Below are 20625 nucleotides of genomic sequence, written 5' to 3'. Positions count from 1 at the left end.
ATTGCTTCGCTTCGTTCGCAATGACGGTTGGAGCGGCCGGGCAGCCCGATCACATCGGCCGGTAGGTCCGCACATCGGCGGGGACGTTGACGCCGATCTTGATCGCGCCGACCGAGCGGATGATGTCGTCGCCGAGCAGCTGGGCGAAGCAGGCATAGCCCCAGTCGTTCATGTGCAGGCCGTCGGCGATGACGAAATCGGTGATCGGGATCGCCTGTTTCTCGTGCCAGTCGCGCATCACCTCGAAGCGCGGGAAGATGCCGACATGACGCAGGGCGGCGATGCGGCCGAGCAGCTTCACCATGCCGCGCGCGCTTTCGGGACGCTCGGTGACGCGCGGCGAATATTGCGGATCGACCAGCACGACGTCGGCGCCGGACGCCTGAAGGCGCGCCACGCCGTCCTCGACCTGCCTGGCGGTCTCGGTCGGATCGAGGTTGCGCAGCACCGCGTTGGTGCCGACCTGCCAGATCACCATGTCGGGATGGACGTCGATCACTTCGGTCTGCAGCCGCTTCATCATCTCGGGCGCGTCCTCGCCGCCCTTGCCGCGATTGAGCACGGTGATGTCGGCGGACGGATACTGCCGGCGCAACTGTCCGGCGAGCCGGTTCGGATAGGTGAATTCCGGCGCCGACGAACCATAGCCCTGGGTCGAGGACGAGCCGAATGCGATGATCACGACCGGCTTGCCGGCGGCGAGCTTGGCCGCGACATGCGGCAGCGAACCGGTGCTGTTCGGCACGCCCTTGGGCTGCTGACAGGGCACGCGGTGGAAGATGTCGCTGGCGGATTTCGCGGCCTGCTTCACCTTATCGAGCGCCTTCGCGGCGACGCCGGGTTGCGGCGGATTGGTTGCGTCAGCCGTCGCAGCGGGCTGCGTTGCATCAGGCTTTGCGGCCTCGGTCTTGCCGTCGGACGAAAGCGCTGCATGCTGGTCGGTCTGCGCGCGCGACGGTGCGACCGCGAGCAGCGTCAGCACCGCAACGGCACAGAGACCTCGCCCTGCGGAAGCGCGAAAAGGGAAGGCAAAACGCATTTACTCTGCTTCCTTAATTCTGCTGCACCGGGCCCAGATGGGCCGCATCGATCACGAATTTCGCCAGTGCGCGGCCGAGACAGGCATGAACCTTCTTGGCCAGATCGACACCATGCGAGGTGCTGAACAGGTCAAAATATCCGGCGTCGCTCCACTGCTTCATAATCGCGAACCGGTCGAACAGCGGAACGTCGTGCTGCTGCGCCACCACCTTCATGTTGTCGAGATAGGGCGGTGCAGAGATCATCGTCTCCGTACGCGGGCTGTATTGCAGATTGACCAGCACCACGTCGGTCCCGGCGTCCCGCAACGCAACAACGCCTTCGTTGATGGCGGTACGGAAATCGTCGGGATCGATTGCTCGCATAGCATCGACGGTTCCGGTCTGCCAGATAACCAAAGTAGGCTTTTTTGCTTCAACAAGCTTAACAAGAGTTCCCGCGGTCTCCTCGGCGGTGCTCTTTCCCTGTAATTCTACGGATAGATCGATCGTCGACGACGGCAACGCTTCCTTCAGCGCCGCCTGCAGCGTGGCCGGATAGGCGCTCGCCTCGTTGCCCTGGATGGTCGAGGAGCGGCTGCCGACCACCAGCACGTTGAGCGGCCGGTTGGACTTGATGGCGTCGGTGACCTTGGGCAGCGAGCTCTCGCTCGTAAGCAGATAGGCGGGCACGTCGCAGGGCGGCGGCGGGGGCGGCTCCGCGGTGTCGCCAGCGCACGCGGGCGCCGCCGCCAAACCGGCCGTCAGGCAGGCTGCGAGCAGCGTCAGGCCCAGCATCGTCCGCGCGGACTTCATGCTCCCCCTCCCGCCAGATCGGCGTTGCCGGCGGCGCCTTTTTTCGAGGCGCCTTTGTCGGCGGAGTGCTTGTACCACGAAATGATCCACGCCATGCCGCACATGATGAGGATGCCGCAGACGCTGATCAAGGCGTGCAGTGCGGCACCGCCAGATACTTCGGCAAGCACGAAGTGACCGGCGAAGGCGAGGAAGACCCCGAGGCAGAATATCTCAAGCGAATGCTGGCCACACAGGATCAAAGGTCGCAGCCAGGGCGATTTCAGGCCCGGCCAGTCCTTGGGCAGGAAGCGCACGGTGAGCGCGGCGAGCGCCAGGAAGTGCGCGAATCGCAACACGTCCAGGTCGGTCTTGTTGATCGGATACATCCACTGCTCGATCACCTTCGGCATGATGTGGCCGAGCTGCGGCACGTACCAGGTCAGGGTCACGAAGAACGCCGCGACCAGATAGACGATGCAGATCCACATCGTGATGTTCGACGACAGGATCCGCGACATCCGCCGCGCCCCGCCGAGCGCGCACCAGGCGCCGAACACGAACAGCAATTGCCAGGCGAACGGATTGAACGCCCAGAAGCCGTTCGGATAGGCCGAGAGATAAAGGTCGAACTGCCAGGTCAGCGCGTAGAGCACGACCGAGAGACCGAGCGTGACGTCGGGCTTCCACTTCATCAGCCACAGGATCAGCGGCAGGAACAGCATCAGCACGATATAGAGCGGCAGCACGTCCATGTTGACGGGACGGAAGCGCAGCAGCAGCGCCTGGACGATGGTGACGTCGGGCTGCTTGAGGAAGTCCATGATCCCCATTTCCTCGCTGTAGAGCGGGTTCTCGAACGAGGTCGCGACATAGGAGATCTCGGCGAGGAAGATCGTGAACAGGAAGACGTGCGCGACGTAGATCTGCCAGACCCGGCGCAGGATGCGCGCGGTCGCGATCACGAAGCCGCCCTCCAGCATCGCGCGGCCGTAGACGAAGGCCGCGGTGTAGCCGGAGATGAAGATGAAGATCTCGGTGGCGTCGGAGAAGCCGTAATTGCGGATCGTCAGCCAGGTCAGAAGATTGGTCGGCAGATGATCGATGAAGATCAGCCACAGCGCGAGCCCGCGGAACAGATCGAGGCGGAGCTCGCGCTCGCCGGTCGCCGGCAGCGTGATCGCGGGCGCAGCAACCTTCGCCTCGGCCTCTGCCTTTACTTCGGCCTTGACGTCAGCCACCGGCGAACCGGCTATGGGATCGGCAATCGAGCTCATCAAACACCGTGTCGGCCGCGGACGCCCCGCACGCCGTGCTGAAAAGATAATATCGGTCCGCGAGTTGCCGACAAAGCACGGAGTGCGGCGGCATGCGGCCGCGCTTTAGAGCGGAACTATGTTGAAACCGCGATGAACGGGCCGCCCCAAATCCGGCTTTCCAAGCCCGCCCTTTCGCGGCCTGGCAGGCGATTGGTTCCGGCGGTTCAATTGGCTATGATAGCGCCCTGTTTGAGCATGATCCGGTCGAAAGCGGACCATGCGCCAGGACCATCGGATTGAGCCGCATGTACCGCGCCGTTACCCGCCAGATCGAAGTCACCGTCGAGCCGAACTTCATGCCGGAGCGCTCGTCGGTCGACCGGCGCGAATATTTCTGGTCGTACAAGATCGTGATCGTCAATTCGGGCCCGGATACGGTGCAGCTGCGGACGCGGCACTGGATCATCACCGACGCCACCGGCCGCCGCCAGGAGGTGCGCGGCGAGGGCGTGGTCGGCGAGCAGCCGGTGCTCGCGCCCGGCGAACGCTTCGAATACACCAGCGGCGTGCCGCTGCCGACCGCCTCCGGATTCATGACCGGCAGCTATCAGATGGTCACCGAAGCCGGCGAGCGCTTCGACATCGACGTGCCGACATTTTCGCTGGACAGCCCGAGCCCGGGCGGCAAAAGGGTGCTGAACTGACGCCTGCGTAGCCCGGATGGAGCGAAGCGCAATCCGGGGCAGGTGCATCCGCGGTTGGAGCGGCCCCGGATTTCGCTGCGCTTCATCCGGGCTACGATGACGAACGCGTCTACTCCACGCCGGCTTCCTGCGGAGTGAATTCATACACCGACGAGCAGAACTCGCAGGTCACGACGACCTTGCCGTCCTTGACCATCTCGGCGCGGTCGTTCGGCGCAAAGCTCTTCAGCATCGACGACACCGCGTCGCGCGAGCAGGAGCACTGCGCGCGCAGCGTTTGCGGGTTGAAGACACGCACGCCACGTTCGTGGAACAGGCGATAGAGCAGCCGCTCGCCGGACAGATCGGGATCGATCAGCTCGACGTCCTCGACGGTCGAGATCAGCGACTGGCCCTCGACCCAGGCGTCATCGTCCGGCACGCTATGCGTGGCCGTGCCTTCCGGCGCATCGCCGGGATGCAGATCGGCCTGCTTGGCGCGCTCGGGCGCCTTGGGCAGGAATTGCAGCAGGATGCCGCCGGCACGCCAGTGCAGCTTGCCGCCCTCGCCGCCGCGCATCTCCTCGCCGACCGCAAGCCGCACCCGCGTCGGAATCTGCTCCGAGCGCAGGAAATATTCGTGGGCCGCCTCTTCCAGGCCGCCGCCGTCGAGCGCGACCAGTCCCTGGTAGCGGCTGGTGTTGGAGCCCTGATCGATGGTCATCGCAAGGTGGCCCTTGCCGAGCAGCTCGCCCGAGCTCTGGCCATTCTTGAGGCGCGATGCGTCGTAGCGCGCATAGGCGCGCAGCCGGTCGGGCGCCTGGAAATCCACGATCAGGAGCGAGACCGGACCTTCGGTCCGGGTCTGCAGGATGAAGCGGCCCTCGAACTTGACCGACGAGCCGAGCAGCGTGGTCAGCACGATCGCCTCGCCGAGCAGCTTGCCGACCGCGGGCGGATAATCGTGCTTGTGCAGGATCTCGTCGAGCGCGGGGCCGAGCCGGGTCAGCCGGCCGCGCAGGTCCAGCGCGCCGACCTCGAATGCCAGCACGGCATCGTCGACCGGAACCGCTGAGGGCGCGCGAACCGGCGCCTCGGGCGTGATTTTGATGTCGGGGGATTGTGAAACCATGGCGCTCTATCTGGGGTCTCGGACCATGAAATAAAGGGGTTCACTAACGCGGATGTTTCCGTCGTCCCTGCGAAAGCATGCGAAAGCAGCGACCCATAACCACCGATGTGAGTTGCTTGCATCAAGCTGGTGCCCCAGCCTTCGCAACGATTGACAGCGATGGTTATGGGTCCGGGGTCGCGCTTCGCTTGCCCGGGACGACAACGCTTACTGATCTCCGACTACGCGACCGCGTCGAAACACCAGGCCAGAATGCCCTTCTGCGCATGCAGGCGGTTTTCCGCCTCGTCGAACACCACGGATTGCGGCCCGTCGATCACCTCGTCGGTGACCTCCTCGCCGCGATGCGCGGGCAGGCAGTGCATGAACAGTGCGTCCGGCTTGGCGAGCGACATCAGCTTGGCATTGACCTGATAGGGCCGCAGCACGTTGTGGCGGTGCTCGCCCTCCTTGTCGCCCATCGACACCCAGGTGTCGGTGACGACGCAGTCGGCGCCGCGCACGGCGGCTTCCGGATCGGTGCCGAGCATGATCGGCGCGCCGGTCGCCTTGATCCAGTCGCGCATCGGCTTCTTCGGCGACAGCTCCGGCGGGGTCGCAACATTGAGCTGGAACTTGAACCGCTCGGCGGCATGCGCCCAGGAGGCCAGCACGTTGTTGTCGTCGCCGGTCCAGGCCACGGTCTTGCCCTCGATCGAGCCGCGGTTTTCCTCATAGGTCATGAGGTCGGCCATCACCTGGCAGGGATGCGAACGCCGGGTCAGGCCGTTGATGACGGGAACGGTGGCGTGAGCCGCGAGCTCGAGCAGCGCGTCATGGTTGAGGATGCGGATCATGATCGCATCGACATAGCGCGACAGCACGCGCGCGGTGTCGGCGATGGTCTCGCCGCGGCCGAGCTGCATCTCGGCGCCGGTCAGCATGATGGATTCACCGCCGAGCTGGCGCATGCCCACGTCGAACGACACCCTTGTGCGGGTCGACGGGCGCTCGAAGATCATCGCCAGCGTCTTGCCTTCGAGCGGCTTCCTGCCCTTCTCATGCGCCTTCAGCTTCGCCTTCATGGCGGCTCCGGCGGACAGCATGTTGCGCAGTTCGCCGAGCGGCAGCTCGTTGATATCGAGGAAGTGACGGACCGGCTTGCTCATTATCCAGCCGCCTTCTTCGGCTGCGCCACCGACAATGTCGCGCAGGCGCGCTCGAGCGCGGTGATCGACTGGTCGATCTCGGACTCGGTCACGATCAGCGGCGCCAGGAACCGCACCACATTGTCGCCTGCGCCGACGGTGAGCAGCTTCTCGCTGCGCAGCGCTGCGATCAGGTCGCCCGACGGCACCACGGCCTTGACGCCGATCAACAGCCCCTCGCCGCGTACCTCCGACAGCACGCCGGGATAGCGGTCGACGACGGAGGCGAGCTTCTGCTTGAGCAGCAGCGACATCTTCTGCACATGCTCGAAGAAGCCGGGTTTCAGCATGACGTCGAGCACGGCATTGGCGGCGGCGACCGCGAGCGGATTGCCGCCGAAGGTCGAGCCGTGCGAGCCGGGCGCCATGCCGGCCGCGGCTTGCGCGGTCGCCAGCACCGCGCCGATCGGGAAACCGCCCCCGAGCGCCTTGGCCAGCGACATCACGTCCGGCGTGACGCCGGTGCGCTTGTAGGCGAACAGCTCGCCGGTTCGGCCCATGCCGGTCTGCACCTCGTCGAAGGCGAGCAGCAGGCCGTGCTCGTCGCACAGCGCGCGCAGTGCCTTGAAGAACGCCTGTGGCGCCGAGCGCACGCCGCCCTCGCCCTGCACCGGCTCGATCAGGATGCCGGCGGTGTGCGGACCGATCGCCTTCTTCACCGCGTCGATGTCGCCATGCGGCACCTGGTCGAAGCCGTCCATCGGCGGGCCGAAGCCCTCGAGATATTTCGCCGAGCCGGTCGCCGCCAGCGTGCCCAGCGTGCGGCCGTGGAAGGCGCCCTCGAAGGTGATGATGCGGTAGCGCTCGCCATGGCCCTTGGAGAAGTGATAGTGGCGGACCAGCTTGATCACGCCCTCCATCGCTTCCGCGCCGGAATTGCAGAAGAACACGAAGTCGGCAAAGCTCTGCTCGCACAGCCGCGCGGCAAGCACCTCGCCGTCCGGGCTCTTGAACAGGTTCGACATGTGCCAGAGCTTGGTCGCCTGTTCCTGCAGCGCCTTGACGAGATGCGGATGCGCGTGCCCGAGCGCGTTGACCGCGACGCCCGAGGTGAAATCGAGATAGCGGTCGCCGTTGGTTGCGATCAGCCAGGCGCCCTCACCGCGCTCGAAACCGAGATCGACCCTGGCGAAGACGGGGAGCAGATGCGACGTGGCAGCGTTGGTCATGACGATCACTGACGGTTTTTAAGCCGACAATTGCCGCGCGCCTTGACGCCAGCGCAGCAACGGCCAGCTTCGGAAAACAAAACGGCCGCCTTTGCGGGCGGCACGTGGCGGGCATTCTATGCTGCGGTCGGTAAGTGTCAATCGCCACGAAGTGGCCTTCCTGCAATGCGAAACGAGCGCAATCCGGAGCATTCCGGTGCGGTGGAAAAGCCTCATCGCGATGCTTAACTGTGTGGGAACATGTGGACGCACGACCGCGGACTCTTGCGCCAGAGTCACGCCATATTGTAGCGTTTGGCCTGTCGGGTACGACATCTCGTGCGGCGGTACTGGACCCTCTAAGTAGCCTTTGTGTCTCGCGTAAACGTTCGGGCGCAACACCGTGCCCGGCGAGGGCTAAGGGATTCTGGCCGCAGGGATATTTGTCCAGATTGGCTCGCAGCGCCGCTCCAATGATTGGCCGGCGCTACGCGAAGGGAAGAATGCGATGACTGTATTGACCTGGTCCGACGATCGCGTCGAGCAGCTGAAGAAGCTCTGGGAGTCCGGCCTGTCGGCCAGCCAGATCGCGGCGGAACTTGGCAATGTGACGCGAAACGCCGTGATCGGCAAAGTGCATCGGCTCGGCCTCTCCGGCCGCGCCAAGGCACCCTCCACGGCCGCGCCGCGGCAGCGCAAGGCCCGCCCCGCCCAGCACATGATGCGGGTGGCGCGCCCGGTCTCGCGCGGCAACACCGCGCTGGCGCACGCCTTCGAGGCCGAGATGGAGCCCGATCCGATCTCCTACGACAATGTGGTGCCGATGAGCCAGCGGCTGTCGCTGCTCGAGCTCAACGAGGCCACCTGTCACTGGCCGGTCGGCGATCCCTCGAGCCCGGAATTCTTCTTCTGCGGCGGCAAAGCGCTCGGCGGCCTGCCCTATTGCGCGCATCACTCGCGCGTCGCCTACCAGCCCGCCGCCGATCGCCGCCGGCCGTCGGCGAAACCGCAGATCAAGTGAGCACTCGGGAAAACGACGGAAGACCTCAAAGACAAATCCCCGCGAAAGCGGGGATTTTTTTGTGTGACCCAGCCCGGCTATATCACCAGCGTCGTCCCGGCGCAGGCCGGGACCCATAACCACGAATGGGTGTTGTTAGAAAGCCGTCTGGCCGCGTGCCGATTGCGCTGGCCGCAGCGTATGGGTCCCGGGTTTCGCCGGGACGACGCCGTGTTGCGGTTTATGAATGCCGCATGGCCGTTACGGCTGCGGCTCGGCCTTGGCAAAGCGGTCGTCGAGCGCGTAGCCGGCGCCGCGCACAGTGCGGATCGGATCCTGCTCGCGGCCCGGATTGAGCAGCTTGCGCAGGCGGCCGATATGCACGTCGACGGTGCGCTCATCGATGTAGATGTCGCGGCCCCAGACGCTGTCGAGCAATTGCTCGCGGCTGAACACGCGGCCGGGATGCTCAAGGAAGAATTCGAGCAGGCGATACTCGGTCGGCCCGAGATCGATCGGACGGCCCGAGCGCGCCACGCGGCGCTTCTCGCGGTCGAGCTCGATGTCGCCGTAGGTCAGCACGGTCGCAAGCCGCTCCGGGCTGGCGCGGCGCAACAGGCCCTTCACCCGCGCCAGCAGCTCCGGCACCGAGAACGGCTTGACGATGTAATCGTCCGCGCCGGTGGCAAGCCCGCGCACGCGCTCGCTTTCCTCGCCGCGCGCGGTCAGCATGATGATCGGAAGCTGCTTGGTCTCGGGCCGCGCCCGCAGGCGGCGGCACAGTTCGATGCCGGACAGGCCCGGCAGCATCCAGTCCAGCACCACGAGGTCGGGAACGCGCTCCTTCAGCCTTGTATCCGCATCGTCGCCGCGCCCCACCGTCTCGACATCGTAGCCTTCCGCATCGAGATTGTAGCGCAACAGCGTCGTCAGCGCTTCCTCGTCTTCGACTACCAGAATGCGTGCGCTCATCGGTTTAAGTTCTTTCTCTGTGGTGATCCGTTGCCCAGACGCAAACCGAAACGCTTACTTCCTTGAGCATAGTCCCCGCGGAAACGATTTGTCGCGAGGATCATCCAGTTTCGCTCTTGCCGGTTCCGTGCTTGCCGATCATGCCTCAGTTGCCCGGCACCGTGGTGGCAAAAGTGGTCATGTCGCCCTTCGGGCGCTTGTCGGTGATCTGCTGGCCCTCGATCATGTAGAACACGGTCTCGGCGATATTGGTGGCGTGATCGCCGATCCGCTCGATGTTCTTGGCGCAGAACATCAGATGGATGCAGAACGAGATGTTGCGCGGATCTTCCATCATGTAGGTGAGCAGTTCGCGGAACAGCGAGGTGCAGATCGCATCGACCTCCTCGTCGCCCTTCCAGACGTTCATCGCCGCCGGCAGGTCGTGCGCGGCATAGGCGTCGAGCACCGACTTGACCTGCGACAGCACGAGGTCGGTCATGTGCTCGAGGCCGCGGATCAGCTTCAGCGGCTGGAAATCGCTCTCCAGCGCCGCGACGCGCTTGCCCATGTTCTTGGCGAGGTCGCCGATCCGCTCGAGGTCGGTGGCGACGCGCATCGCGCTGACGATCTCACGCAGATCGATCGCCATCGGCTGGCGGCGGGCGATCGTCAGCACCGCCCGCTCTTCGATGTTGCGCTGCAGATTGTCGATCTCGATGTCGGCGGCGACCACGCGCTTGCCGAGCGCGACGTCGCGACGGATCAGCGCGTCGACCGACTCGGTAATCATCCGTTCGACCAGGCCGCCCATCTCGGCGACCAGGCGAGTCAACTCCTGCAGGTCGCTGTCGAATGCCTTGGCGGTATGTTCAGAAGCCATCGCTTGTCTCCCTCAACCATGATCCCGGGGATCATGGTTTCGTGTCCTGAATTTTAGCATGACCTGATCGGAAAACCGGTTTCCACTTTTCCGGATCATGCGCCGGTCAACCGAACCGGCCGGTGATGTAGTCCTGGGTGCGCCGATCGCTCGGTGAGGTGAATATCTTGTTGGTGTCGTCGAACTCGATCAGCTCGCCGAGATACATGAAGGCGGTCTTATCGGAGACGCGCGCCGCCTGCTGCATGTTGTGGGTGACGATCGCGATCGTGTAGTCCTCGGAGAGCTCCTGGATCAGCTCCTCGACCTTGGCGGTCGAGATCGGGTCGAGCGCCGAGCACGGCTCGTCGAACAGGATCACCTCGGGACGCACCGCCACGGTGCGCGCGATGCACAGGCGCTGCTGCTGGCCGCCGGAGAGCGACAGGCCGGAGGCGTTCAGCTTGTCCTTGACCTCGTTCCACAGCGCGCCGCCGCGCAGCGCCTTCTCGACCCGGTCGTCCATCTCGGACTTCGAGATCTTCTCATAGAGGCGGATGCCGAAGGCGATGTTCTCGTAGATCGTCATCGGGAACGGCGTCGGCTTCTGGAACACCATGCCGACCCGCGCGCGCAGCAAGTTGAGGTCGAGCTTGGGGTCGAGAATGTTGGTCTGGTCCAGCATCAGCTGGCCGACCGCGCGCTGACCCGGATACAGGTCGTACATCCGGTTGAAAATGCGCAGCAGGGTCGACTTGCCGCAGCCGGACGGGCCGATGAACGCCGTGACGCGGTTGGTGCCGAGCGCCAGGTTGATGTTCTTCAGCGCGTGGTGCTCGCCGTAATAGAAGTTGAGGTTGCGCACCGTGACTTTCGGCGGCGCTTCCGGCAGCGGAACCTGGGGAATGTGGCCTGCGGCAGTCGTGGAGACGGAAAGCTCGGTCATTTTGCGGCCCTTTCGGCACCAAGGATACGCGCGCCGATATTCAACGCGAGCACGGTGAATGTGATGAGCAGCGCGCCGCTCCACGCCAGCTCTTTCCAGTAGGCGTAGGGGCTCTGCACGAAGTTGTTGATGGTCACTGGCAGGTTGGCCATCGTCTTGGTCAGATCCAGGCTGAAGAACTGGTTCGACAGCGCGGTGAACAGCAGCGGCGCGGTCTCGCCGGCGACGCGGGCGGTCGCCAGCAGCACACCGGTGATCAGACCCGATCGCGCGGCACGATAAGCGATCCGCTTGATCACCAGCGAACGCGGCAGGCCGAGCGCGGAGGCGGCCTCGCGCAGCGGATTGGGCACCAAGAGCAGCATGTCCTCGGTGGTGCGCAGCACGACCGGGATCACGATCACCGCGAGCGCAAGGCTGCCTGCGATCGCCGAGAAGCCGCGCATCGGCACCACCACCGCACCATAGATGAACAGGCCGATGATGATCGAGGGCGCGCTGAGCAGGATGTCGTTGATGAAGCGGATCACCGAGGTCAGCTTGTCGTGCTTGCCGTATTCGGCGAGGTAGGTGCCGGCGAACAGGCCAAGCGGCGCGCCGATGCCGACGCCGATCACGGTCATGATGACCGAGCCGACGATGGCGTTGAGCAAGCCGCCTTCGGTCGAGCCGGGCGGCGGCGTGTTCTGGGTGAACAGCTGCACGCTGAGGCCGGCAAGGCCGTTATAGAGCAGCGTGATCAGGATCAGCGCCAGCCAGGTAACGCCGAACAGCGCCGCGCCGACACAGAGTGCGCGGATGACGATGTCGCTGCGGCGGCGGGATTTGTAGATCGGGTTCATGGCGTTACTTCCCCGCCTTCTTTTCAAGCCGCATCAGCATCAGCCGCGCGCCGGCGAGCACGAAGAAGGTCAGCACGAACAACAGCAGGCCGAGCAGGATCAGGCCGGACTGGTGCAGGCCGTCGCTCTCGGCGAATTCGCTGGCGATCGCCGCCGAGATCGTGGTGCCCGGCGCGAAGATCGACGACGAGATCCGGAACGAGTTGCCGATGATGAAGGTCACCGCCATGGTCTCGCCGAGGGCGCGGCCGAGCGCCAGCATGATGCCGCCGATCACGCCGACGCGGGTGTAGGGGATCACGACGCTGCGGACGACTTCCCAGGTGGTGCAGCCCATGCCGTAGGCGGCCTCTTTCAGCACCGGCGGCACGGTCTTGAACACGTCGACCGAGATCGCGGTGATGAAGGGCAGCACCATGATCGCAAGGATCAGCGCGGCGTTGAACAGGCTGAGATAGGACGGCGGGCCTGCGAACACCGCGCCCAGCACCGGGACGCCCTCGAAGATCCGGATCATGAAGGGCTGGAACGTGTTGGCCAGGAACGGGCCGAGCACGAAGAAGCCCCACATGCCGTAGATGATCGAGGGGATGCCGGCGAGCAGCTCGATCGCGATGCCGATCGGGCGGCGCAGCATTTGCGGGCAGAGCTCGGTGAGGAACACGGCGATGCCGATGCCGACCGGAATGGCGATCAGCATCGCGATGACCGAGGTGATCAGGGTGCCGTAGATCGGGCCGAGCGCGCCGAGCACCGGCGGATCGGCCGAGGGTGCCCAGCGCTGCGTCCAGAGGAAGGCGATGCCGTATTCCTTCATCGCCGGCCAGGCGCCGACGATCAGCGACAGGATGATGCCGCCGAGGATCAACAGAACCGAAATCGCCGAGATGCGGGTGATCCAATAGAAGGTGAGGTCACCGAGCTTGAAGGCGCTGAGGGCCTTGGCGCGATCGTAAGGTCCCGCGGCTTCCATCACATCGCTCTGAACAGCCATGTCTGCCACGCCAATCCCCTCTTTAGTATGCAAAAGCCACGCAAACCGCTACGCCCCGAAGCGATCTTCACTGACGCATTTGGCCGGGCGCCGTCGTTCCAGCCACGCCCCTTGAGGCGCGAACCCCGGCCTCGATCCCGCGCTTGTTGCCGCAGTGATGGAGACCGGGTCTTGGTCGCTCGACCTGTGCCGCGATCGAGTCGGCACAGGCCCTGTCGCAGCGTCGGACTTAGCTCTTGATGTCCGACGACCAGGTCTTCTCGATCAGCTTGACGACCGAGTCCGGCATCGGGATGTAGTCGAGCTCTTCGGCCGCCTTGTCGCCCTTCTCGAAGGCGTACTTGAAGAACTTGAGCGCTTCCTGCGAGGCCGCCTTGTCGGTCGAGTCCTTGTGCATCAGGATGAAGGTCGCCGCGGTGATCGGCCAGGAGGCTTCGCCCGGCTGGTCGGTCAGGATCACGTAGTAGCCGGGAGCCTTGGCCCAGTCGGCATTCGAGGCGGCAGCCTGGAAGGCAGCCATGGTCGGCTGCACGGTCTTGCCGGCCTTGTTGACCAGCCCGGTGTAGGTCAGCTTGTTCTGCTTGGCGTAGGCATACTCGACATAGCCGATAGCGTTCTTGGTCTGGCTGATGTTGCCGGCAACGCCTTCGTTGCCCTTGGCGCCGACGCCGACCGGCCATTCGACCGCGGTGCCGGAACCGACCTTGGACTTCCAGTCGGCGTTCGACTTGGAGAGATAGTCGGTGAAGTTGAAGGTGGTGCCCGAACCGTCCGAACGGCGCACGACGGTGATGGCATCGCCCGGCAGGGTCAGCTTCGGATTGAGCTTGGCGATCGCCGCGTCATTCCACTTGGTGATCTTGCCGAGATAGATGTCGCCGAGCACTTCGCCCGACAGGATCAGGTCACCCGGCTTGATGCCTTCGAGGTTCACGACCGGGACGATCGCGCCCATCACCATCGGCCACTGGACGAGGCCGTCCTTCTCGAGTTGCTCGTGCTTGAGCGGCGCGTCGGTGGCGCCGAAGGTCACGGTCTTGGCCTGGATCTGCTTGATGCCGGCGCCGGAGCCGATCGACTGGTAGTTCAGACCGTTGCCGGTCTCCTTCTTGTAGGCGTCAGCCCACTTCGAATAGATCGGGAACGGAAACGTCGCGCCCGCGCCGGTAATATCGGCAGCGAAGGCCGACGTCGAAGCGGCGATCACGCCGGCTGCGACGATTGCTTTGATGAAATTCATGGGTGGTCTCCATCCAGTGAGCGAAGCGCCGAATGCGCCCGATCGCGCTCACGCCGGTCCATCTAGGAGCGGTCGGTGCTGCTTTTACGAAGGTTGGATGACAGTTGGATGACAGTACTAAGCTTCTGAAAACGCTTAGCTTTGAGTTGGTAACGGGGTCTTCGGCCGGGGAAAACAGGCGGTAAAAGTGGCCCCGTTCTTCGGCACGCTCTCGATCAAAAGACGCCCGCGATGACGGTTAAGAATATGTTTCACCAACGATAATCCGAGGCCCGTTCCGCCCTGGTTGCGGCTGTCGCCGACGTCGACCCGGTAGAAGCGCTCGGTCAGCCGCGGCAGGTGCTCGGGGGCGATGCCGGGGCCGAAATCCCGTACCATGACACGGATTTCGGGGGCCCCTTCGCCCGATGCACCCGAAACGGCCTGATTCAGCGACACTATGACGCGCCCCCCTGAGGCGCCGTATTTGAGGGCATTCTCGATCAGGTTCTCGAACAGGCGGAGCAGTTCCTCGCGGTCGCCGGCGATCATGACCGGAGCCTGAGGCAGGTCGACCTCGATCTCGACCTGGCGCTCGCTGGCCAGTGCCTCGAGCCCGTCGGCGACCTGGCGGATGATCGGCACGATGTCGATCGAGGCCTCGGGCCGCACATGGGCCGACAACTCGACCCGCGACAGCGACAGCAAATCGTCGATCAGCCGCGCCATGCGGGTCGCCTGGGTGTGCATGATGCCGAGGAAGCGCTCCCGCGCCCGCGCGTCCTCGCGCGCCGGCCCCTGCAGCGTGTCGATGAAGCCGGACAAGGCGGCGAGCGGCGTGCGCAGCTCGTGGCTGGCATTGGCGACGAAGTCGGCTCGCATCTCCTCGACCCGGCGCAGCGGCGTCAGGTCGTGGAAGGTCATCAGCATGCACTTCTCGGTGCCGCCGAACTGGGTCGGCACCGGCACCGGCGTGATCACCAGTTCCATCCAGCGATCGACCGGAACGTGGTCGGTGTAGGTGGCGCGGCGTGGCTCGGTGGTCGCGATCGCCTCGCGCAGCGCGGTGATGATCTCCGGCGAGCGCAGGGCAAATTGCGCCAGTTCGTTCTTGCGCAGCGCAGGCGCGAGCTGCGCCGCTGCGGCGTTGAGATGGATGACGCGGCCGGCGCGATCGAGCAATACGGCCGGATCCGGCATGCCGGCGACGACCGCGCTGACGGCGGCGGCCTCGACCGGATTGACGCCGCGGACATCCTCGCGCGAGGTTCCGGCATCATGCAGCCGCCACGGCACCAGCGCCGCGGCCGCGATGCAGACGAACACGGCGCAGGCGCGCACCAGCGACAATTCGCCGAGCGCGACCACCACGCTCAAGGCCAGCGCTGCGGCAAGCAGGATCAGCGCGGAGTGGCGCAACCGGTCGGGCCAGGGCGAGAAGATGGAGGAATGCGAATCGTCAATTGCCATCGCGGCGGCTTTCATCCCGTCGGTTCATGTCTCGCCCAGGCGCGGTCATAGCGACCTTCCCTCGGGAGGCATCGGGCCGCTTCATCAGACCCCGGAGTCACCGCGCTTGCGAACCAGAACCGCCTCATGGTGCGGCTCGGCGCGGGGACCCGAATCAGCCTGCGGCAGCCGTTTGAGTCGGGCGCCGACAATAACCTCCCGAAACGTCAGCAAGATTACAGATATGACGAACGGCGCAATATAGTAGAGCAGCCGGAACAGCAGCATACCGCCGAGCAGGTCCTCGCGGTCCATCTGCCAGAGGCCGACCAGCATAGCGGCGTCGAACACCCCGAGGCCGCCGGGGGAGTGGCTGGCGAAGCCGAGCAGGGTCGCCGACACGAAGATGACGGCGACCACGACGAAGCCGAGATTTGGCTCGTCCGGCACCAGCACGTACATCGCCAGCGCGCAGAAGCCGAGGTCGAGGATGCCGATCGCGATCTGCAGCAGCGTCAGCGGGCCGCCCGGCAGGGTCACCGTCCAGGGGCCGCGGCCGACCACCCGCGGCTGGGTCCAGACCCAGACCACATAGGCGACCAGCGCGGTGATGATCGCGAATGCCAGCGCCCGGTTGAGCCAGGGCGGCAGCTGGTCGATGTTGGCGGCCGCCTCCGGGTGGTAGGCGATGCCGAGCCCGAGCACCGCGGCATTGCCGAGCCAGAAGGTGAGCCCGGCAAGAAAGCAGATCTTGGCGACGTCGATCGCATTCAACCCCCACGCCGAATAGATCCGGTAGCGCACCGCGCCGCCGGTGAAGACGCTGGCGCCGACATTGTGGCCGATCGAATAGGAGGTGAAGGCCGCGAGCGCGTTGATGCGATAGGGCACATGGGCGTGGCCGATCGCGCGCACCGCGAACAGATCGTAGAAGGTCAACGTGAAGTAGCCCGCCGCGACGAACAGTCCCGCCAGGGCAATCTGCCGCGGCTCGGTGCTCTTGATGGCCTCGAGCACCTCGTTGGTGTCGATGCCGCGCAGCATGTGATAAAGGACGTAGCAGGCGATGCCGATGACGGCGATGCTGATGACAACACCCAGCCGATGCAGGATTTGCTTCTGGCGCAGAAACGCCATCGCCCTGCGTATTGCTTCCAGCATCTAGACCTCGAATTGCGATCCCGCGACGACGGCTCCCGGGCGATCTCCGCCGGCGCTTCGCTGTGCCCTGGCCCGTGTAGCGCGTTTTAAACCGGAGTGGAATTCGTCAAAAGACAATAAAACGCGCATCTTCAAGATATTACGGATGATTCATGACAGCGGGTGCACAAATATGCGCGTTTCCCGCCGCCTTCGACAAGACTTGACATGCGCGTGCGGCAGTTAGCCCGCCGAACGGTCCGCAAGGCCATCCGGAAAACTACGGTGAAGTACCGGCACGGCCGAATAGAGAATGATCTTCCGTACCCGCCGGGAGGCGCTCCGCCGATCATCAATCCCGCGCGGCCGTGACCGCGGCGACGATCTCGGCGGCATCGGGAAAATGTCCCTTCGTGCGCCTGGCGACAACCTCGTCGCCGAGCTTGACCTGGAAGATGCCGCCCTTGCCGGGGATCAGCGTCGCATCGACGCTGAGGCGCTCGCGCAACAGCGCCGCGGCCTCTTTGGCACGCTTCTCATAGCCGCACGGCCGGCAATAGGTGATGGAGACATTCCTCATGTCACGCGCTCCGTGCCCTCATGCGGCATGGCGCTGCGCGGAGGCGGCCTCGACGCCGGCGATCCAGCCGGCCACAGAACGGCCGATCGCCTCCGGATGATCCTCCTGCAGATAGTGCGCGCCCGCACCGAGTTGAATGACCGCGCAATGCTTGAGCGTCTTGGCGAATTCGGCGGCAAAGGCCGGTGACACCAGCGCCCCGGGCGTCGCCGCGAACAGCAGCTTCGGATAGGTCGATGCCGCGAGCGCCGCATGCGCCACCGTGAGCGCCTCGGCGACATCGGCCGGCTCGCCGGCGATCGGCAGCTCGCGCGGCAGCATCAAGGTCGGCTTGCGGCTCTCTCGCGTCGCAAACGGCGCGCGGTAGGCAGCCATCTCCTCGTCGCTGAGCGTGCGCAGGATCGAGCCGGGCAGCACGCGTTCGACGAACGCATTGTTGTCGAGGATCATCGCTTCGCCCTCGCCCGGCGTGCGGAATTTCCGGAACGTCTCCCGCGCGGCGTCGTGCTGGTGGAAGTCCGACCAATCGCGCATCGGGCGGATGAACTCCATGAAGGCGAGCCCGCGCACCAGTTGCGGACGGCGTGCCGCGAGGTGGAAGGCGAGCGCCGTGCCCCAATCCTGGGCGACGAGATAGGCCGAGGCAATGCCCAGCTCGTCGATCAGCGCATCGAGATAGTCCGCCTGGTCGAAGAAGCGATAGCCGATGTCGGGTTTGCCGGACTGGCCGTAGCCGATCAGGTCGGGCGCGATGCAGTGCCCGACGGGGGCGACCAGCGGCATGATGTTGCGCCAGATGTAGGACGACGTCGGATTGCCGTGCAGGAACAGCACGTGCGGCGCGTCGCTACGGCCGGTCTCGCGATAGGCCATCGTAGACCCAAGCACGGCGCGATGATGCAGGCTGATATCGGGGGATCTGGTCATGGCAACTCCTTGAACACGGTTTGGAATGCGATCGTCTTGAAACGCGTCAGCGCCGCTTCGCTGCGTTCGACCTTCATGCGCAGCATCGCGCCCTGCCAGGATGCGAGCAGGAAATCGGCCAGCTGATCGGGATCGAAGTCGGAGGCGATCTCGCCGGTGGCCTGAGCCTCGGCGATGCAGGCCGCAAACGGCGCGCGCCATTCCCGGAAGATGTCGTCGAGCTGCTCGCGCAGCATCTCGCTCGAGCCCGACGCCTCGAGGCTGAAATCGCCGATCAGGCAGCCGCGGGTGAAGCCGTCATGCGCGAGCTTGCCGGTGATCAGATCGAGATAGCTCCTCAGCCTTTCGCGCGGCGTCAGCGTCGTGTCGCCCAGCGCTTCGGCAACGAGGCCGCGCACATAGACGAAGTAGCGGTCCAGCACCTCGGATGCGAACAGCTCCTTCGAGCGGAAATGGTTGGTGAAGGAGCCCTGCGGCGCGCCGGCGGCGGCGGTGACGTCGCGCACGCTGGTGCCGTGATAGCCGGTCCGGAACATTTCCGTCAGGCCGGCGTCGAGGATGGCATCGCGGAGAGAGGGTTTTGGCATGGACAGGATTTAATACGTACGTACGTATTGATGTCAAGCGCTAAAACGAATGCAGTTCACCCTGCGCTTGGCGACGCCGCTCAGGCCTGTCGGATCAGGGGATTGAGGTCAGCTCGCGGGCTTGCTGCGCGAAACCACCCAGTCGCGCAGCCAGGAGCCGATCGCGCAGCCGACGAGATAGAGCGCGAACATGACCAGGAAGAGATCGAGCCAGTAGCCGAATCGACCGGGCACGATCCGCGCGAACGACGCCGCCACCAGCGCGGCGGCGAGCAGCGCCAGCCAGCGCATCCAGACCTTCGAGACGCCCCGCGCCCGATGCACCACCGCGATCCAGCCCATGCAAAAGCCGAGCAGCGCCGCGCCGAGCAGCCAACCCCAGAAGAATGTCGCGAGCACGGTCATCGCTACTTCACCACGAATTCGATGCGGCGGTTCTGCGCCTTGCCGTCTTCACTCTCGTTGCCGGCCAGCGGCTGCGTGCTGCCATAGCCGATCGGCGTGAAACGGCTGGCAGGCAGCCCGGCGCGCACGAGGTAATCCACCACGGCCTGCGCGCGGCGTTCCGACAGTGCCTGGTTGGCGGCCTCCTCGCCGTCGCTGTCGGTATGGCCGGCGATCTCGATCGTCGCATTGGGGCAGCGCAACGCGGTCTCGATCAGGCGGTCGAGCAGGCCGGCGGAATCCGGCACGATGTCGGCCTTGCCGGACTCGAAGCGGATCTTGCCCTTCGAGAGAATTTCGGAAAACAGCTGCTGGCACACCGTGGGATCGACGGGGGCCGCCGCCGGCTTGACCGTGACCTCGGCCTTGTACTGCCAGCCCTGCGGAAAATCCTTGCCGAGCCCGTCGCGGATCTGGCCGGCGGCGGCATCGTAGAGCGCATCGCCCGACAGCTTCACCTCGCGGTCCGATACCACCAGCGTTCCGGTCGACAGCCGCGACAGCGCGCCGAGCGCGGGCCCCACCGCGGCCGCGAAACCCGACGGCGCGCCGATGCTGGCCTTGAGATTGTCGACCACTTTCTCGCTGAAGAACTTGCGGCCGGCGGCAGCGACCAGCGCGGCATGCACGTTGTTGTCGGGCACGTAGCCGGTCAGCGTCAGCGTCACCGCGACCGGGTCCTTGTAGGCCTGGAACACGTAGGGCGGCGCCTTGATGTCGTTGGCGGCGATCGAATAGCCTTCCGGCAGGTTCTTCAGCGCCGCGGCGATCGCTTCGCGTCCGCCGAGCTCGCGCGCCATGCCGGCGAGATTGACCTTGTTGTCGGTCAGCGTGATCTTGCCTTCCTTCAGCTTGCCGATCTGGTCGAGCAACAGCAGCGCCGCCGCGTCGAACCGCAACGGCGCGCCGCGGGCGAGCACCATCTGATCCACCACCTCGACGCCGCCGAGACTGGCCTTCGCGGCTTCGGTCAACTTGCCCTTGCTCGACGGCAGCGGCGCATTGCCGCCGAGCGTGACCCGCACGACGTCGCGTTCGGCGGACCAGACAAAGGGCTTGGCTTCGGGAACAAGGCGGGTCTCGTCGTTGACCAGCCGCACGCCGGGCACGGCTTCGACCGACGCCACCGCGCTGAGGCGGCCGTCTTCAGAGAAGGCGTTGGCCGCGAACGTCACATCGCGGCCCTCGACGCTGATGCGGCGCTTGTCGAGGACGGTGTCCTTCAGTGCGGCATTAGAGCGCGCGGCAAGGTCCGCTTCGACCGTTGTGGTGCTCGTCCAGGCCGCGATACCCCAAAGCACGACCAGTGGAATCACCCCAGGCCACCACTTGCTACTCCACTTGAAAAGTCCGTGCATTCAGCGTCCTGCGGGGTCGGGAACCAGAGAGAAAACAAACCCTTGGCTGACTGTCAAACCCCAAATGACGCGCCATGGCGGGGGCGCCATGTCGGACCGGGAT

21 protein-coding genes are annotated in these 20625 nt (G+C 65.1%); 2 read left to right on the top strand and 19 right to left on the bottom strand.

The genetic code is table 11. From position 1 onward, the window contains the following. Window positions 1-49: 49 nt before the first annotated feature. Genes J2R76_RS31395 through J2R76_RS31385 form a run of 3 tightly spaced genes read right to left on the bottom strand, consistent with a single transcriptional unit; the run spans window position 50 to window position 3091 of the window. On the bottom strand, window positions 50-1039 hold the full coding sequence (locus tag J2R76_RS31395) for an SGNH/GDSL hydrolase family protein (protein ID WP_076830966.1): 990 nt from the start codon (window positions 1037-1039) through the stop codon (window positions 50-52). Between the two features lie 13 nt (window positions 1040-1052). After that, window positions 1053-1835, bottom strand: coding sequence for an SGNH/GDSL hydrolase family protein (locus tag J2R76_RS31390; protein ID WP_141339786.1), 783 nt, complete (start codon window positions 1833-1835; stop codon window positions 1053-1055). Continuing rightward, on the bottom strand, window positions 1832-3091 hold the full coding sequence (locus tag J2R76_RS31385) for an OpgC domain-containing protein (protein ID WP_076830969.1): 1260 nt from the start codon (window positions 3089-3091) through the stop codon (window positions 1832-1834). Before J2R76_RS31385 ends, J2R76_RS31390 begins: the two co-directional genes overlap by 4 nt. Window positions 3092-3378: 287 nt before the next feature. Here J2R76_RS31385 and apaG point away from each other — a divergent pair, with 287 nt between their 5' ends. Continuing rightward, window positions 3379-3777: a Co2+/Mg2+ efflux protein ApaG gene (apaG, locus tag J2R76_RS31380; RefSeq protein ID WP_076830971.1), complete on the top strand. Its 399-nt coding sequence runs from the start codon at window positions 3379-3381 to the stop codon at window positions 3775-3777. Between the two features lie 109 nt (window positions 3778-3886). On the opposite strand, the gene J2R76_RS31375 is transcribed toward apaG, so the two are convergent. The 3 genes from J2R76_RS31375 to J2R76_RS31365 form a co-directional block, all read right to left on the bottom strand. Further along, the gene (locus J2R76_RS31375) at window positions 3887-4888 is read right to left on the bottom strand and encodes an Hsp33 family molecular chaperone (RefSeq protein ID WP_076830974.1); all 1002 of its coding nucleotides are present in this window, start codon (window positions 4886-4888) and stop codon (window positions 3887-3889) included. A 221-nt stretch (window positions 4889-5109) separates the two neighbouring features. Beyond that, window positions 5110-6036 carry an ornithine carbamoyltransferase gene (gene argF, locus J2R76_RS31370; protein ID WP_028342316.1) on the bottom strand — a complete coding sequence of 309 codons (927 nt, stop codon included), beginning with the start codon at window positions 6034-6036 and terminating at the stop codon, window positions 5110-5112. Beyond that, window positions 6036-7244 (bottom strand): aspartate aminotransferase family protein, encoded by a 1209-nt coding sequence (locus J2R76_RS31365; RefSeq protein WP_076831076.1) that lies wholly within the window; start codon window positions 7242-7244, stop codon window positions 6036-6038. Before J2R76_RS31365 ends, argF begins: the two co-directional genes overlap by 1 nt. Window positions 7245-7731: 487 nt before the next feature. Between J2R76_RS31365 and J2R76_RS31360 the strand changes: the two genes are divergently transcribed. After that, complete coding sequence (locus tag J2R76_RS31360; RefSeq protein WP_076830977.1) at window positions 7732-8244, top strand: GcrA family cell cycle regulator; 513 nt, start codon at window positions 7732-7734, stop codon at window positions 8242-8244. Window positions 8245-8484: 240 nt separating this feature from the next. On the opposite strand, the gene phoB is transcribed toward J2R76_RS31360, so the two are convergent. The 13 genes from phoB to J2R76_RS31295 all read right to left on the bottom strand — a co-directional run bounded on the left by phoB (window position 8485) and on the right by J2R76_RS31295 (window position 20522). After that, a complete protein-coding gene (phoB, locus tag J2R76_RS31355) occupies window positions 8485-9195 on the bottom strand; it encodes a phosphate regulon transcriptional regulator PhoB (protein WP_016844067.1) in 711 nt (236 codons plus the stop codon). Window positions 9196-9340: 145 nt separating this feature from the next. After that, the gene (gene phoU / locus J2R76_RS31350) at window positions 9341-10057 is read right to left on the bottom strand and encodes a phosphate signaling complex protein PhoU (protein WP_016844066.1); all 717 of its coding nucleotides are present in this window, start codon (window positions 10055-10057) and stop codon (window positions 9341-9343) included. Window positions 10058-10163: 106 nt separating this feature from the next. Further along, window positions 10164-10982 carry a phosphate ABC transporter ATP-binding protein PstB gene (gene pstB / locus J2R76_RS31345; RefSeq protein WP_076830980.1) on the bottom strand — a complete coding sequence of 273 codons (819 nt, stop codon included), beginning with the start codon at window positions 10980-10982 and terminating at the stop codon, window positions 10164-10166. Then, entirely contained in the window at window positions 10979-11824 is an 846-nt protein-coding gene (gene pstA / locus J2R76_RS31340; protein WP_050386784.1) for a phosphate ABC transporter permease PstA, read from the bottom strand. Before pstA ends, pstB begins: the two co-directional genes overlap by 4 nt. 4 nt (window positions 11825-11828) lie before the next feature. Beyond that, a complete protein-coding gene (gene pstC, locus J2R76_RS31335) occupies window positions 11829-12818 on the bottom strand; it encodes a phosphate ABC transporter permease subunit PstC (protein WP_076830982.1) in 990 nt (329 codons plus the stop codon). Between the two features lie 229 nt (window positions 12819-13047). Beyond that, window positions 13048-14058 carry a phosphate ABC transporter substrate-binding protein PstS gene (gene pstS, locus J2R76_RS31330; RefSeq protein WP_076830985.1) on the bottom strand — a complete coding sequence of 337 codons (1011 nt, stop codon included), beginning with the start codon at window positions 14056-14058 and terminating at the stop codon, window positions 13048-13050. A 135-nt stretch (window positions 14059-14193) separates the two neighbouring features. Then, complete coding sequence (locus tag J2R76_RS31325; protein ID WP_057019526.1) at window positions 14194-15507, bottom strand: ATP-binding protein; 1314 nt, start codon at window positions 15505-15507, stop codon at window positions 14194-14196. A gap of 84 nt (window positions 15508-15591) precedes the next feature. After that, the gene (locus J2R76_RS31320; RefSeq protein ID WP_026192163.1) at window positions 15592-16647 is read right to left on the bottom strand and encodes a lysylphosphatidylglycerol synthase domain-containing protein; all 1056 of its coding nucleotides are present in this window, start codon (window positions 16645-16647) and stop codon (window positions 15592-15594) included. Between the two features lie 331 nt (window positions 16648-16978). Further along, a complete protein-coding gene (locus tag J2R76_RS31315; protein ID WP_141339764.1) occupies window positions 16979-17206 on the bottom strand; it encodes a SelT/SelW/SelH family protein in 228 nt (75 codons plus the stop codon). 18 nt (window positions 17207-17224) lie between these two features. Next, a complete protein-coding gene (locus J2R76_RS31310; protein ID WP_141339765.1) occupies window positions 17225-18133 on the bottom strand; it encodes a haloalkane dehalogenase in 909 nt (302 codons plus the stop codon). After that, a complete protein-coding gene (locus J2R76_RS31305) occupies window positions 18130-18720 on the bottom strand; it encodes a TetR/AcrR family transcriptional regulator (RefSeq protein WP_141339766.1) in 591 nt (196 codons plus the stop codon). The genes J2R76_RS31310 and J2R76_RS31305 overlap by 4 nt, the downstream gene beginning before the upstream one ends. A 108-nt stretch (window positions 18721-18828) precedes the next feature. Next, window positions 18829-19125, bottom strand: coding sequence for a hypothetical protein (locus J2R76_RS31300; RefSeq protein ID WP_057019456.1), 297 nt, complete (start codon window positions 19123-19125; stop codon window positions 18829-18831). Between the two features lie 2 nt (window positions 19126-19127). Next, a complete protein-coding gene (locus tag J2R76_RS31295; RefSeq protein WP_253625307.1) occupies window positions 19128-20522 on the bottom strand; it encodes an OmpA family protein in 1395 nt (464 codons plus the stop codon). Window positions 20523-20625: the final 103 nt, after the last annotated feature.

This window comes from Bradyrhizobium sp. USDA 4532, from assembly GCF_024171315.1.
GTDB lineage: Bacteria > Pseudomonadota > Alphaproteobacteria > Rhizobiales > Xanthobacteraceae > Bradyrhizobium > Bradyrhizobium australafricanum.
Note: the sequence above shows the minus strand (reverse complement) of the source record. Positions and strands in the feature narration are given on the sequence as shown.